The following is a 14965-nucleotide window of genomic DNA, read 5'->3' as shown; positions in this document are numbered from 1 at the left end:
GGAATTACCGTGCAATGTCATTCGCCAAGCCATACTCGCCACGCAATCCCTTGCGATGGCTATCGTTGTCGGGCAAGTAATCGCGCCCTGCCGCCGGTTCGCCGACGCGAGGGTCGAGTTTGATGCCGGCTGCGGTGTCGATGCCGTCGGCGCCAACGTACTGGTCCCTTTCGGCCCGTTGGGCTCTCTCGTCTAACCAGCCACCGAGAGGTTGAGGCGATGGCTTCTGCTCGACGGCGGCTGCCGGTCCAGCCGGATCGGGTGCGGGCTGCGTGCCCGATGGCTGGGGTGAAGGCGGAAACCAACGCCGCCAATTCTCGATTGCCTGTGGCAGTCCAGGCGCCACCGGCGGCCGGTTGTGCCCGATGCCTGGTGCGGGCTGTTGGCCTGGCGCCGCAGATGGGCGAGGCGGTAGGGGAACGCGACCGCCTCCGCCACCGCGAGCGCCGCCACCTCCGGCTTGCGCGAGAATAATGTGCTGCGGATCGAAGGCTTCACCTACCTTCGCGCTGCCGTCGTCGTTATGGACAATGCGGGGCTCTCCCCCATCGAGCGCGTTTTCCGCTTCCACCTCTTGTGGCAGCACTTCGACCGGGTCACCGCCCGAGACGCGGACGATATTTGGATCGTCTTCCGCGCGCGGCAGCACGTCGCCGACCAAGCCGCGAATGTCGGCCATTGTCGGCGGTTTGCCCTCGACAAGCTCGAAGACGCCTAAAAGCCTGTCGAGTTGCTGCCGCGCGGTCCCGGCCTCCTCGCCGTCGGAATCGACGTTGGCAGCGCGCAATCCCTCGCTGAGGAACAGGCGGCCGAGACGGTGGCGCTCGAAGGCAGGATCGGATTTACCTTCGGCGAGAGTCTTCTGGAGTTTGGTCAGGCGGTCGTAGTCGCTGTCGCCGAGCGACAGCCGATGTTGCGTGAGGTCGAGGCCGACAAAGCTTTCCGGCCCGTGCACGGTCTGGTCATCGAGCCTGCCGTAAAGGTCGCGGTCCGTGACGACGCGGCCGCCTTTCATGACCGTCCGGTCGAGTGCCTCCGTCTGCTCCGGGCTCAACCCGTCGCGCAGCTCCGCGGGCATCGCCATCAGCGGTGCCACGGGATTGTCTCCGAGCCAGTCGAGCGCGCTTGTGGCCGCGCGGCCCCGCGCCGCCTGCCATGCGCGATCGGCACGCGCCTGTTCGATCTGCGCCATCCTCGACATCTGCGCCCGCATCTCGGGCGAGGCGTCCGGCGGCGTCAGCTCGGCGGCGCGCGCCTGGTAGTCGTCGGGGTCGGGGCGCCGTGCCGGATCGTCCGGGGTGTCGGCCAGACCGCCGACGATCTCCGCCACGCGCCGCTCCTCGCGCGCCCGTTCGATCTGGCGCTCGACCGCGGCCTGCCGCTCCGGCTGGATCACGTCGCGCGCGTGGTCGTAGAGCTTCGCCGCGTCCTCGGGATCCTGGTCGATCGCAGCCTCGACCGCGCCGGCATAGAGATCGCTCAGGCCAGCGCGCACCGCCCTATCGGTCCGGCCCGCGTCCCAGCCCTTTCGTTCGCCCTGGTAGCGCAGCTCGCCCACCGCAGTAGCGCCCAGCGTGCGCAGATGGGCCGGGTCCTGCCAGGACAGCGCCGCGTCACGCGCCAAGTCGGCGAGCCGCTCGGACACGATGCGGTCGTCCAGCACCGACGTGGCCTGCTCCGCGATCCGCCCGAGGTCGCCGCCGGCGCGGTCGAGACGCCGGTCGATCACCGGTTCGAGCAGCGCCTTCTGGCGAGGGCCGTCGGTCTGGAGGTCTAGTGGGTTGTCATCCTCAAGGTCGTGAGTCCCCGGTCAATGCCGCGCCATCTCTAGTCGTAGCGTGCAAGTTCTAGCGAGATCCGCCCACCGCGATCCTTCCAGTCAGAGCGACAGAGTTGGCTCACTTCACCGGTGTCGAGAAAGCCGGCGAAGTCACTCCCTAAACTCTTCCCAATGTCAGATCTTGGCGAAAGCCGGCTTCTCGACGCCGGTCATGGTGTCGTAGGCCTTGAGGATCGTCTCCTCCGGCGTCCGCGTGACGCCGCTGTCGTGGTAGATCGCCTTCAGCCACATCGCCATCCTGATGTAGTCGCCACCTCCGATGAAACGCTCTGTTATCGCCTTGCGCAGCATCTCCTCGCCCTTGGCGACATAGGCCGCGTTGGGCTTGCCACCGTCGGCGAGATGACGACAGGCCCATTGCCCGTACATCAGTTCCGCCCGCACGATGGCCGGCGCCGACGAAGGCTTGGTGGTGAGTCCAGCCTCCTGACAGAGCTTCAGGCCGATGTCATGGCGTCGCGCCGCCAAGTTGAGCGGCAGGGCGAGTTCGAGCCCCTCCTGCATTAGCAGCTCCACCCCGTTGGGCAGGAGGCGGTCGAACTGGTCCCATCGTCTCCAGTCGGCCTCGCTTGCGCGGCCGAACTCGGTCACCGCCGGATCGCCATCGATCAGCCACTTGCACAGGCCCAGCGTCTCCCACCATTGATAGACGTAAAAAGTCTCTTCGGTATCCTTACCTTCTGGCCACGCCGGTTGTGACTCCATCCAGCCCGCGAGCGTCCGCGCCAGCGGCAACACCTGCTCGCGCAAACCGAGTAGATGGGCCTGGACCAGATATCCTAATTTACTAGCCATGTAGTGCGAGCGATTGAACGGCCCGGTCGTTTCCGGTTCGAACTTCATCGCAATCGCCAGTAGGAAATCGAGGTAGGACTGACGATCTTCCTCGGGCTCGAAAATTCTCGGCATCATGGCCTCCGTTCCGGGTAGATGACAGCGCGATCACCGCCTTCGATTCGTTCAACCACGCCGTTGCGTGCACTTCCAGTCCCGACCGTGACGATGGTCAGGTTCCTCTTGTTCAAGTTCTCCAACGCTCTGGTGCCAGCTTCAGATGATAGGCGTCCACTCTTCATCGCCGCGAAAATGCTGTCTTGAGTATGTCTCAGCGCACCAGCTAAAGACGGCAGCGTCTGATGCGCCCGACCGCTCGGACCGATCGACGTATCCGAGCCCCGCCACTTGGAATCCCAGAAGGTGACCTCGCCGTTACGGTCGACCGAGATCACATCCGGCCCCCGCTGCCCGGCTTTCCTTCCGAAGTCGATCACCGTGTGGTCCGGGAACTGTCGCGCGATTTCGTTGGCCAGCCCGTACTCTCCGCGTAATCCCTTGAGATGGTTCTCGTCGTTGGGCAAGTAATCGCGCCCTGCCGCCGGTTCGCCGACGCGGGGATCGAGTTTGATGCCGACTGCCGTGTCGATGCCGTCGATGCCGCCATAATGGCCCCTGTCCGCCTGTTGGACTCTCTTGCCCAACCAGTTAATAAGAGCTTGAGGCGATGGTTTCTGTTCAGCAGCGGCTGCCGCCCCAGCCGTATCGGGTGCGGATTGCGTGCCCGATGGCTGGGGTGAAGGCGGAAACCAACGCCGGAAATTCTCGATTGCCGTTGGCAGTCCAGACTCTACCGGCGGCCGGTTGTGCCCGATGCCTGGTTGGGGCTGTTGGCCAGGCGCCCCAGGTGGACGGGGCGGTTGGGGAACGCGACCGGCTCCGCCACCGCGAGCGCCGCCACCTCCGGCTTGCGCGAGAATGATATGCTGCGGATCGAAGGCTTCACCTCCCTCCGCTCTGCCGTCGTCGTTATGGACAATGCGGGGCTCTCCCCCATAGAGCGCGTCCTTCGCTTCGACCTCTTGTGGCAGCGCTTCGACCGGATCACCGCCCGAGACGCGGACGATATTTAGATCGTCTTCCGCGCGCGGCAGCATGGTGGCCACCACGTCACCGACGAGGCCGCGAATGTCCGCCATCGTCGGTGGCTTGCCTTCGAGAGCCTCGAACGCGCCTAAGAACGTGTCGAGTTGCTGCCGTGCGGTCCGCGCCTCCTCGCTGTCTGGATCGAGGTTGGCGGTGCGCAACCCCTCGTCCAGGAACAAACGGCCCAGACGGTGGCGCTCGAAGGACGGATCGGGTTTGCCTTCGGCGAGAGTCTTCTGGAGTTCAGTCAGGCGGTCGTACTCGCTGTCGCCGAGCGACAGCCGATGTTGAGCGAGATCGATGGCCGCGAACTTCTCTGGCTCGCGCACAGCCTGGTCGTCGAGTCTGTCGTAAAGGTCACGATCCGTGACGACGCGGCCGCCGTTCATGACTGTCCGGTCGAGCGCCTCCGTCTGCTCCGGGCTCAACCCGTCGCGCAGCTCCGCGGGCATCGCCATCAGCGGTGCCACGGGATTGTCTCCGAGCCAGTCGAGCGCGCTTGTGGCCGCGCGACCCCGCGCCGCCTGCCATGCGCGATCGGCGCGCGCCTGTTCGATCCGCGCCATCCGGGTCACCTGCGCCCGCACCTCCGGCGAGGCGTCCGGCGGCGTCAGCTCGGCGGCGCGCGCCTGGTAGTCGTCGGGGTCGGGGCGGCGTGCCGAATCGTCCGGCGTGTCGGCGAGACCGCCCACGATCTCCGTCACGCGACGCTCCTCGCGCCCCCGTTCGATCCTGCGCTCGACCGCCGCCTGCCGCTCCGGCTGGATCACATCGCGCGCGTGGTCGTAGAGCTTCGCCGCGCGGTCGGGATCCTGGCCGATCGCGGCCTCGACCGCGCCGGCATAGAGATCGCTCAGGCCGGTGCGCACCGCCCTATCGGTCCGGCCCGCGTCCCAGCCTTTTCGTTCGCCCTGGTAGCGCAGCTCGCCCACCGCGGTGCGGCCCAGCGTGCGCAGATGCGCCGGGTCCTGCCAGGACAGCGCCGCGTCACGCGCCAAGTCGGCGAGGCGTTCGGCCACGATGCGGTCGTCCAGCACCGACGTCGCCTGCTCCGCGATCCGCCCGAAGTCGACGCCGGCGCGGTCGAGACGCCGGTCGAACAGCGGCTCGAGCATCGCCTTCTGTCGGGGCCTGATCGCCTGCGCCAGATAGCGGTCCTTCAGCGCGCCCAGAAGCCGGGTGGTCTCGACGATACCGGCCAGCGCCTCCTCGGGGTCCCGGCCCGCAAGACCCGTCGCCGGATCGGTCACGAGGCCTCGCACCTCGCCCGCGAACCGAGTGTCGAGCTGGCGCGCGAACATCTCATCGGCCTGAAGACCGAGCGCGCTGTCGTCCCGAAGCTCGTTGCGCGGCCATGGTTCCGCGGCAGGCGCTGCCGAGAGCAGCCCTTCTGTCATGATGCTTGCCATGTTCGTCTCCGTTCAGCCGCTCACCGGGGCCTGGAGGGCGCTCTCGCCGTCGCGTGCCGCATCGAAAAGGAAAGCGGCTCCGATGCAGGGACAGCCCCGGCCATCGTCCGCTCGTTGGCTGGCGACTTCGGCGCGCTTGACCCGGTTGATGCGACGGTTGCAGTTACGCCGCGAGGTCAACCTTTCGGATGATCGGTGCTCAATGGCCGCGACAAGGCACGCGGCAACAGGGGCGACGACAACGAGGGATTGGCAGTATCATCGCCAGGGGCATCAAATGTTCTCAAAGACATCTCTCCTGTGAGAAGCGAGCCCTTGAGTTACTGATGAGCCGGACTTTGAATATGCAAGTAGGTTATTTGAAAAGGCCTTGAAAAAATTCGGCCGTTTCGGTGTAGCCGCAGCGCGGCAGCACCTCGAACAGGCGGCCCGCGAAGGGCGCGCTAGGCTGTGGTGACAAATCCTACTTGAGCCGGAGCATGATGCTTGCCAGCCCTACGAAGCCGAGGAAGTTGGCCGCGAGCTTGTCGTAGCGGTTGCGATGCGTCGCCATAGCTTGAGCTTGGCGAAGAAGCCTGCCATGCCCAACGTTGCTTATAGGCAATACGGTCGTAGCGATGTTGGTACTTGCGATGGCTGCGGGCGGGATGACCGGCTCGCCCCCTTGTTCGAGGACAAGTCCGTAAAGGCTGTCGGCGTCATAAGCTTTGTCGGCGATGGGCTGGAAGGCCACGGATCAAGTCGCATGCCGGTGCCATATCGTTTTGTTGCCCCGGCCCGAGCGGACCGGCAGGCCCAGCGCATCGACTACCGCGTGGAGTTTGCGGCCGAAGCCCCCGCGCGAGCGGCCGAGAGCCTGGGCTTGCGGTCCCCCTTTTACGCCGTCCGCTCGCGGCTTGTGCATTGGCACGTATCGCGGTGGCGTCGATCGAAAGCCACTCCAGATCGCGATCGGCTGCGACGGCCTCGAATATCCGATCCAAGACACCGGCCTCGATCCATCAATAGTAACGCCGCTCGGCCGTCTGGTAGGGACCAAACCGGTCCTCCGGGAGGTCGCGCCAGCGGGCCCCAGAGCGCGCAGCCACAGCACCGCATCCAGAAAACGACGACCATCACTTCGGTGACCGCGCTTCCCCTTGCGCCCCCCAGGCACGAACCGCTCCAGTCGCGCCCACCTATCGTCTCAACACTTCGCCTTCCACGCCAGCCTCCAAAAGCCAGCGTTGAATCAGAACCGCCTTCCCAAGGGAATCCTCAAATTGTCACCACAGCCTAGTGCGAATTTCTTGGCAATCTCTCAAGCGCTCGCTCGGCAATCTCGCGATCGAGCACCGCATCTTGCGGCCAACGAGTGTATGACACCGACTCTGGTGAAAGCCCGAGTAGAAAATCGAAGACTTCGGAAGGCGTTTCGTCGTAGTCGAAAGTAATGACGGGGTCTGCCTGTTTGATGAATGGGCTCAAGATCTGAATCGCTTCGGCCCAGGGCAGAAGACGCTTGCCTCCCGCAAAGTCAGGGCGGCGACGCAAGAGGTTCTCGCCGGCGAGTATTAACCAGTCCACGGGAGTCGCCACCAATGGAGCATCGTCTGGCCAAAACAGCGCGGAGGTCATCTGTCCCTCGACTTCGAGAAACTGAATTCGCGGCACGAACTTGGTGTCCCCAACGCTCTGTTGACGTGCATCCCTCTCGAAATTCCATCGCCATGCCTGAAGAACCGTCGCACTGGGCAGAGTGCGAAGACGAGAGCGTTGCTCAGGCCTCTCGAGGGCAATGTCGTAGGCCGATTCGTTGCCAGCATTCCAACCAGAGATTAGTACTTTTGCATCGTACTCACCCTTTCCCATCCCTTTCCACTGGGGATCGTCAACAACGAGATCGAATGCCCGTACGAAAGCCGACACTTCGATTTCCACTTCGATAATGAAGTAGCTGGGCCGAAAGTAGTTTATGTTGAACGCGATGGGATAAAGTTCTCCTTCGTCATCTTTTCGCGCATCGACCCATTCGAAGCTGAAATAGACTCCCGTGTCTTCATTGCTGTAAGCCGCATGCCCGGCCTCAGTGTTGTAGAAGCGCCGATCCTGGAAATAGGCTTCGATGTTCTTCTTGCCGACAGCGCCGTTGCGCGGCCTCAGGAAAAGATCGTGCTCAAAACAGAAACTCCAAGCAGCCGCTGTCGCGCAAGATTTCCTCAAGGCCGGGCGCGTCTTTGGCCGCGGCGAACTTGCGGCGGATCTCGGTCAGCGAGCGGGCGTGGTATTTTTGTGGCTCCTGCGTCCACTCCGTGCCGCCGAGGTTCATGGTGAAACTCTTCTCGCCGCGTCCGATCGCGGCCGCGTTGGCCGCCGACCAGGGCAGGAACAGCGCGCCGACCTCCTGCGTGAGGATCGGCATCAAAGTCGGCTTGAGGGTCGCCAGCGTCTCGAAGCCGCCTTCGGCCTTGGGCGAGAGCATGCGCTGGACCCAGCCCATCACGTTCGGTGCCGAGGCGCGCGTGATTGCGCCGGGCGTCGGGTCGGTCGCGGCTTCGTACAGTTGCCCCCACAGGCCGAAGTCGGCCATCGCCGGCCGGCCACCGAGCAGATAGGGCCGCGACGCCAGATGTGCGTCGATCAGGCCCAGCGCCGAGGCGAACGAGGCCTCGATCAGGGGCTGCGTCTTCTCATTGGAACCGACGAACCCAAGGCGACCCATCATGCGCTCGGCGACCGCCGCTCGCGCCTGCGCGACGGCGAGCGTGCCGTGCGCGCCCATCATCTGCTGGGCGATGCGCTCGGCCGTCGACCAGACGTCCGGCTGGTAGCGCCAGCGATAATGGAACATCCACTTGTTACCCCACTCGTCGCCATACTCCTCGAGGAGCGCGGAGACGAAGGCGAGCGCCGGATCGTCGGAAGTCACGGAGGGCTCGGGATGAGAGGCCTCGAAACGCTCGAGGATCGGCGTCGAATCCTGGATGCCCTCGCCGTCCGGCGTCACGACCAGCGGGACGAGTGGCAGCTTGGCGTATTTGTGGAATTCAGCCTGGACCGCCGGCGAGCGCGGAATCCATTCGTGGTCGATGCCCTTGTAGCGGAAGAAGGACCGCACCTTCACCGAATAGGGCGAAAGTTCCGAACCGAAAATCCGGTGGGTCATAGCGACCTTAGATCCAGCGCTTGCGCTTCAACCACAGGAAGATGGCGGTCACGATGACCACGACCATCACCCAGAAGAAATCGTAGCCGTATTTCCAGCCGAGTTCCGGCATGTTGCCGGTGTCGCGGTCGAAATTCATGCCGTAGATGCCGGCCAGGAAGCTGAGCGGCATGAAGAACACGGTGATGACCGCCATGGTCTTCATGACCTCGGACATCCGGTTGGACGAGTCCATCAGGTAGACTTCCATCAGGCCGTTCGCCATTTCGCGGTAGCTCTCGACCAGGTCGAGCACCGCAATGGCATGGTCGAAGCAGTCGCGCAGATAGGTGCGGGTCTCGGGCATGATGAACGGCACGTCGGGCCGCATCACCGCCAGCACGGTCTCGCGCTCCGCCCACTGGATGCGATGGAACGACACCAGTGCCCGCCGCGCCTGATGGATATGCGCCAGCGTGTCCTGCGTCGGGTGGTCGAGCGCCTCCTCTTCCAGCGACTCGAGATGGGTCGACAGCGCCTCGATCAGCGGGAACTTGCGGTCGACCACGAGATCGATCAGCGCATAGACGAGATAGTCGATGCCGAACAGGCGCAGCCGCGATCCCGCGGTCTGGATGCGGTCGCGCACCGGCTTGAAGATGTCGGCCTTCAGGTCGTGGAAGGAGATGACGTAATTGTCGCCGAAGAAGATGCTGACCTGGCGGCTCTTCAGCACGCAATCCTCGTAGGACGGGTCGTTCAGGACGATGAAGCCCTGGCCTTCGTAGAGATCGAGCTTGCTGCGCTGGTTGGCATGGAAAACGTCCTCCAGCGCCAGCGGATGCAGGTTGAACGCCATGCCGAGGTTGCGCAGCATCTCGGAACTGGGCCGCCCGCCGACATCGATCCAGGTATGGCCGGGCGTGCCGAGATGGAAGCGGCACTGGTCCACTTCCACGCCGTGCAGGACCTCCACCTCGTCCTGGGTATATTCGACCAGCGTGAAATCGAGTGCTTCGTCCGGAACCGGCGCGCGCCCGGCCAACGTGCCGGGAGCCGTACCGGGCTTGGTATGGCGGCGGAAAAAGCCCTCCATGCGCTGACCTCGACCCTTCTTGCCTTCAGACTTCTTCCATCACCTGGACGTCGGGGCGACCGGCGAGATAGTCGCCAAGCTTACGGCCGAGTTCCTTGAAGTGCGGCGCGGCCCGATGGGCCTCCAGCGCCGCCTGGTCCTCGTAACGTTCCAGCATGACATAAACGTTAACGTCGCCCGTCTTGTGCAGCGCGTAGAGCTTGTTGCCCGGCTCGTCGGCATGAACCTTGGCCTGCAGCGCCTTCATGGTCGCCTCGAAGTCCGTGTTGGTGCCGGGCTTGATGGTCAGTTTCGCGATGACGCCGATCATGATTTCTCCTCCTGCCGTCTAGTGCGGCCGCTTCTTCACAAGATACTTGTGCTCGCCATCGCACACCAGTTCGCCCTTCTGGTTGTGGATCGTGAGCTTCAGGACCGCGACGCCGGTGGTGCGGCCGGGCTTGAGCTCGGTCACCTCCAGCATCGGGTAAAGGGTGTCGCCGACATAGACCGGCTTCAGGAACCGCGAGGACTGTTCGAGGAAGCCGACCAGCGATTCACCCACGAAATGCGGGAAGATACCGCCGCCGGCCGCGCCCTGGATGGCGACCTGCAGCCCGTGGGCCAGCATGTCCCGGTGGCCCAGCGCCTTGCAATACTCGCGGTCGTAATGAATCGGATGATTGTCGCCGCTCGCGAGCTGGAAGGCCGAGAACAGCGCCTCGGTCTGGGTGCGCGAGTTGATGTAGAACTTCTGCCCGACCGCGAGGTCCTCGAACCAGTGCGCCGGGCCGAAGCGATGCTCGGCCGGATCGAAGGGCTTGGTGTCTGTGTCGGGCACTTCAGGCAGCCTTCGCCTTGCGGGCCATTCCGTCGAACAGATCGAGCATGCGCTCGCGCCAGGCATAGACGGGATCGTCCTTGTCGAGCAGTTCGAGCGGGCTGATCGTGCGCGGCCACATGAAGGTACCCGCCAGGATGTAGTCCGGATAGGCGGCCTCGACACCCGACAGGAACTTCTGCTCGCGCAGTGCCCGGCGCGCCGGTTCGAGGCAGGCACGGAATGCCGCCAGCCCCTTCTCGCGGGCCTGCATCTGGAACGAGGTGAAATCCGTCGTACCCAGCCGCTTCCCGCGTGACTCCGCGATGTAGTCTTTGTCCTCCGGCCGCACGCGATCATAGAGATCGCCGATGATCAGCGGAAAGACCGCGGCATTCACGATCGTGTCCGCCCAGCCGTTGATGAAGCGCGCATAGGAACGGCCCATCTCGCTCTTGAGCAGCAGCTTCTCGGGATACATGTCATCCAGGTAGACGGCGATGGACCAGCTGTCCTTGATCGGCTTCTCGCCGTCCTTGATCACCGGCACGGTCTTGGAATCGGCGAAGGCGATCTTCTCCTTCTCCGTGAAACCCATCGGCACGTTGGTATAGTCGAGCCCCTTGTGCGCCAGCGAGAACTTGGTGCGCCAGCAGAACGGGCTGGGGCGGCGGTCCTCGTCGAAAGCGAGATCGTAAAGTGTGATCATCGAAACCTCACTTGCCGTCGAGCATCTTGATGATGCCGGAGAAATCCTTGGCGCCGTTGCCTGAATTGACGAACAGGCTGAAGAGCTGCGCGGCTTCGGCGCCGAGCGGCGTGCTGGCGCCGGCCGCGCTGGCCGCCTGCTGGGCCAGCATCAGGTCCTTCAACATCATCGCCGCCGTGAAGCCCGCCTGGTAGTCGCGGTTGGCAGGCGAGGCCGGCACCGGGCCGGGCACCGGGCAATAGTTCGTCAGCGACCAGCACTGGCCCGACGCGGTCGAGGCCACGTCGAACAGCTTCTGCGCGTCGAGGCCCAGGCGCTTGGCCAGCATGAAGGCCTCGCTGACGGCGATCATCGAGATGCCGAGGATCATGTTGTTGCAGATCTTGGCGGCCTGGCCGCCGCCGCTCGCACCGGCGAGGACGATGTTCTTGCCCATCTTCTCCAGGATCGGCTTCGCCTTGGCGAACGACGCCTCGCTGCCGCCCACCATGAAGGTGAGCGTGCCCGCGGTGGCGCCGCCGACGCCACCGGAAACCGGCGCGTCGACCATGTCGAGACCGGCCTTCTCCGCGAGCGCCGCTACATGACGCGCGCTTTCCACATCGATGGTCGAGCAGTCGATCAACAGCGTGCCCTTGGCGGCGTTCGGCAGCACGTCCTTCTCGTAGACCTCGCGCACATGCTTGCCGGCGGGTAGCATGGTGACGACGATCTCCGCGTCCTTCACCGCCTCGGCGGCAGAGGCCGCCTTGTGCGCCCCCTTCTCGACCGCCGCACTCACGGCGGCGTCCGACAGGTCGAACGCCGTCACGTGATGCTGCGCCTTTGCGAGATTGGCGGCCATCGGGCCGCCCATGTTGCCGAGACCGATGAAGGCGATTTTCGCCATGGCTTCCTCCGTTTGGTTTGCTGCCGCCTCAGTCGAAGAACAGGTCGTTCGACACCGGCCTGAAATGCTCCTCGACCATCGCCGCCGTCACGCCCTCGATCGTGGGCGGGTTCCATTGCGGCTTCTGGTCCTTGTCGATCAGCAGCGCGCGCACGCCCTCGAAGAAGTCGTGGCCCTTCTGCATGCAGCGCTGCGACATGCGGTATTCGATCGTCATCGTGTCTTCGAACGACTTGTTGGCGCAGGCCTTGAGCTGCGCCAGCGTGATCACCATCGACAGCGGCGAGAGCTTCATCAGGGCCGCGAGCTGCTTCTGGGCGAACTCGCTGTTCGACTTCTTCAGCTTGGCCACGATCTCCTGCAGCGTCTCGGCCGAGAAGCAGCGGTCGATCTCCGGCATCAGCCCCGGCAGCGTCTGGTCGCCGGCATCCTCCTGGAAGCGGGCGATCACGGCATCGACCTTCTCATTGGCGCGCGGGCCGGAGAGGTCAGCCGCGCCGAGCGCTGCCTGCAGGTCGTTGATCTTGGCGCTCGGCACGAAGGCGTTCGCGATGCCGGCCCAGACCGCGTCCGCCGCCTTGAGGCGATAGCTGGTGAGCGCCAGGAAGGTGCCCAGGGCGCCCGGCAGGCGCGTCAGGAAATAGCCGCCGCCGACATCGGGGAAGAGACCAATGGTCGTCTCGGGCATGGCGAAGAGATACTTCTCCGTCACCACCGAGTGCGAGCCGTGTGCCGACAGGCCGACGCCGCCGCCCATGTTGATGCCGTCGATCAGCGAGATCCACGGCTTGGCGTAGCGGTAGATGCGACGGTTGACGATGTACTCGTCGCGGAAGAAGTCACGCCGCAAGGTGCCCGCGGGATTGTCGCGCATCTCGCGATAGAGGCCCGCCACGTCACCGCCGGCGGAGAAGGCCCGGTCGCCCGCGCCGCGCAGGACCACCGCCTTGATGGAAGGATCCTTCTCCCACTCCGGCATGACCCGTTCCATCTCGAGGATGATGCCGTGCGACAGGGAGTTGAGGACCTTCGGCCGGTTGAGCGTCATGACGCCCAGTCCGTCCTTCACATCGAACAGAATTTCAGCTTCGGACAATTCCAGCTCCAGTTCCCGTGTCATCCCGAGCGTAGCGAGGGATCCTTCGCCTGCAGTAAGGATCCCTCGCTACGCTCGGGATGACACGCATTACATCAGCTCATCAAGAGCCTTCGTGAGATGATCACGCGCATGATCTCGTTGGTGCCTTCGAGGATCTGGTGCACGCGCAGGTCGCGGAGATAGCGCTCCAGCGGGAAGTCCTTCAAGTAGCCGTATCCGCCATGCAATTGCAGCGCCTCGTTGACCACGCGGAAGCCCGCGTCGGTGGCGAAACGCTTGCCCATGGCGGCAGCCTGCGTCGCCTCGGGAGACTTTGCGTCCAGCAAGGATGCCGCGCGCCAGATCAGCAGCCGCGCCGCGTCGAGCTCGGTCGCCATGTCGGCCAGCTTGAACTGCGTCGCCTGGAAGTCGGCCAGCGGCTTGCCGAACTGCTTGCGCTCCACGACGTAGCGCGACGCCGTCTCCAGGCAGGCGCGCGCGCCGCCCAGCGAGCAGGCACCGATGTTGATGCGCCCGCCGTCGAGTCCCATCATCGCGATCTTGAAGCCGTGGCCCTCCGGCCCCAGCCGGTTGGCGACCGGCACCTTGCAGTTCTCGAAGATCACCGAGGCCGTCGGCTGGCTGTTCCAGCCGAGCTTGTTCTCCTGCTTGCCGAACGACAGGCCGGGCGTTCCCGCCTCGACCACAAGGGTCGAGACGCCGCTCGCCCCCGCTCCGCCGGTGCGCAGCATCACGACATAGATGTCGCTGCGCCCGCCGCCCGAGATGAAGGCCTTGCTGCCATTGAGCACGTAGTGGTCGCCCTGCAGCTCGGCGCGCGTCGCCAGCGCCGCCGCGTCGGAGCCGGCGCCCGGCTCGGTTAGGCAGTAGCTTGCGAAATGCTCCATCGAGCAGAGCTTCGGCAGGAAGCGCCGGCGCTGCTCGTCGTCGCCGAAGGCGTCGATCATCCACGCGGCCATGTTGTGGATCGAGATGTAGGCCGCCGTGCTGGGACAGGCCGCCGACAGCTCTTCCATGATCAGGGCGGCGTCGAAACGGCTGAGGCCGCTGCCGCCGACATCGTCGCGCACATAGATGCCGCCGAACCCGAGGGCGGCTGCTTCGCGCAGCACCTCTTCGGGGAAAATCTTCTCGGCGTCCCAGCGCGCGGCGTTCGGCAACATGCGATCGGTCGCGAACTGCCGGGCGGTGTCGCGGAAAGCCTGCTGGTCTTCTGAAAGCGTGAAATCCATGCGGACGAGACCGTATCAAGTCTTCTCGGCCACAGCCATCAGCAAGCCGACCCGTCCCTCGGTGACGTTGCGCCCGAAGTTGGCGGCCATCGTCCTGAAATCCGGACCGAGCAGCAGGTGGATGCCGAGCTTCGGCGGCTGCGCCGGCGGTTTCTGCGCCGCGAACCATTGCTTCGCTTCCTCGGAGACGTCGCGCCAGGCGCGGATGGTGAAGCCGCTCTTTTCGAGCACCGCGCGGGTGGCCTCCGCGTTCAGGAGGAAGCTGGTCGACGGATCGCGCGTCCAGGGCACCGGATAGATCGGCTCCTGCCCGTCGATCGCGATGGCGTCGTAGAGCGCCAGCCGGCCGCCCGGTTTCAGCACGCGATGCATCTCGCTGTAGAGACGTGGCCGGTCGGCGATGTTCATCGCGACATGCTGCGTCCAGACCACGTCGAAGCTCGCCCCCTGGATCGGCAGGTTCAGGGCATTCGCTGCCTTGTATGTCACCTTGCCGGAAAGACCGGTCCGCACCGCCAGCGCCTCCGCGACTCGACAATATTCTTCCGTGAGATCGACCCCGACGACCTCGCAGCCGAACGACTCGGCCAGATAGCGCGACGGGCCGCCGATGCCCGAACCGACATTGAGCACGCGCGTACCGGCATCGATACCGGCCATCGCGGCCAGTTCCTTCGTGGCCGGGAGGCCCCGGACATGGAACTGGTCGAGCGGCGCCAGATCGCTCGTCTTGAGCGGACCGGTTGGCAGGCCCGCGGCATCGACCGCGGCCAGCACGGTGTCGACCAGCGAACGCGAGGCATAGTGGCTTTCGACGGGACCGGAAGACGAGGAAGCGGCCATGGGCA

Annotated in this window: 13 protein-coding genes and 1 pseudogene; all 14 read right to left on the bottom strand. The window is 64.8% G+C overall.

Annotated elements, in window-relative coordinates:
- Positions 1–4 precede the first annotated feature (4 nt).
- The gene (locus AC1ROX_RS18110) at positions 5–1729 is read right to left on the bottom strand and encodes a hypothetical protein (RefSeq protein ID WP_493127622.1); all 1725 of its coding nucleotides are present in this window, start codon (positions 1727–1729) and stop codon (positions 5–7) included.
- 225 nt (positions 1730–1954) lie between these two features.
- Positions 1955–2752 (bottom strand): hypothetical protein, encoded by a 798-nt coding sequence (locus AC1ROX_RS18105; protein ID WP_493127620.1) that lies wholly within the window; start codon positions 2750–2752, stop codon positions 1955–1957.
- Positions 2749–5169 carry a hypothetical protein gene (locus AC1ROX_RS18100; RefSeq protein ID WP_493127618.1) on the bottom strand — a complete coding sequence of 807 codons (2421 nt, stop codon included), beginning with the start codon at positions 5167–5169 and terminating at the stop codon, positions 2749–2751. The genes AC1ROX_RS18105 and AC1ROX_RS18100 overlap by 4 nt, the downstream gene beginning before the upstream one ends.
- Before the next feature lie 463 nt (positions 5170–5632).
- Positions 5633–6374 (bottom strand): annotated as a pseudogene (locus AC1ROX_RS18095) (IS5 family transposase).
- A gap of 70 nt (positions 6375–6444) precedes the next feature.
- Positions 6445–7371, bottom strand: a complete 927-nt coding sequence (locus AC1ROX_RS18090; protein WP_493127616.1) for a hypothetical protein — start codon at positions 7369–7371, stop codon at positions 6445–6447.
- The gene (locus AC1ROX_RS18085; RefSeq protein ID WP_493127614.1) at positions 7325–8314 is read right to left on the bottom strand and encodes a glutathione S-transferase family protein; all 990 of its coding nucleotides are present in this window, start codon (positions 8312–8314) and stop codon (positions 7325–7327) included. Before AC1ROX_RS18085 ends, AC1ROX_RS18090 begins: the two co-directional genes overlap by 47 nt.
- A 7-nt stretch (positions 8315–8321) precedes the next feature.
- On the bottom strand, positions 8322–9389 hold the full coding sequence (gene corA / locus AC1ROX_RS18080) for a magnesium/cobalt transporter CorA (protein WP_493127612.1): 1068 nt from the start codon (positions 9387–9389) through the stop codon (positions 8322–8324).
- Between the two features lie 25 nt (positions 9390–9414).
- Positions 9415–9699, bottom strand: coding sequence for a putative quinol monooxygenase (locus AC1ROX_RS18075; RefSeq protein WP_493127610.1), 285 nt, complete (start codon positions 9697–9699; stop codon positions 9415–9417).
- 18 nt (positions 9700–9717) lie between these two features.
- Complete coding sequence (locus AC1ROX_RS18070) at positions 9718–10209, bottom strand: MaoC family dehydratase (RefSeq protein WP_493127607.1); 492 nt, start codon at positions 10207–10209, stop codon at positions 9718–9720.
- A 1-nt stretch (position 10210) separates the two neighbouring features.
- Positions 10211–10897 (bottom strand): glutathione S-transferase N-terminal domain-containing protein, encoded by a 687-nt coding sequence (locus AC1ROX_RS18065; RefSeq protein WP_493127605.1) that lies wholly within the window; start codon positions 10895–10897, stop codon positions 10211–10213.
- A 7-nt stretch (positions 10898–10904) separates the two neighbouring features.
- Positions 10905–11852: a 3-hydroxyisobutyrate dehydrogenase gene (mmsB, locus tag AC1ROX_RS18060; protein ID WP_493127665.1), complete on the bottom strand. Its 948-nt coding sequence runs from the start codon at positions 11850–11852 to the stop codon at positions 10905–10907.
- Entirely contained in the window at positions 11815–12882 is a 1068-nt protein-coding gene (locus AC1ROX_RS18055) for an enoyl-CoA hydratase/isomerase family protein (protein ID WP_493127603.1), read from the bottom strand. Before AC1ROX_RS18055 ends, mmsB begins: the two co-directional genes overlap by 38 nt.
- 95 nt (positions 12883–12977) lie before the next feature.
- On the bottom strand, positions 12978–14117 hold the full coding sequence (locus AC1ROX_RS18050; protein ID WP_493127601.1) for an isobutyryl-CoA dehydrogenase: 1140 nt from the start codon (positions 14115–14117) through the stop codon (positions 12978–12980).
- A gap of 15 nt (positions 14118–14132) precedes the next feature.
- A complete protein-coding gene (locus AC1ROX_RS18045) occupies positions 14133–14960 on the bottom strand; it encodes a class I SAM-dependent methyltransferase (protein WP_493127599.1) in 828 nt (275 codons plus the stop codon).
- Positions 14961–14965: the final 5 nt, after the last annotated feature.

The sequence above is a fragment of the Reyranella sp. GW821-FHT14A01 genome, from assembly GCF_058803965.1.
Note: the sequence above shows the minus strand (reverse complement) of the source record. Positions and strands in the feature narration are given on the sequence as shown.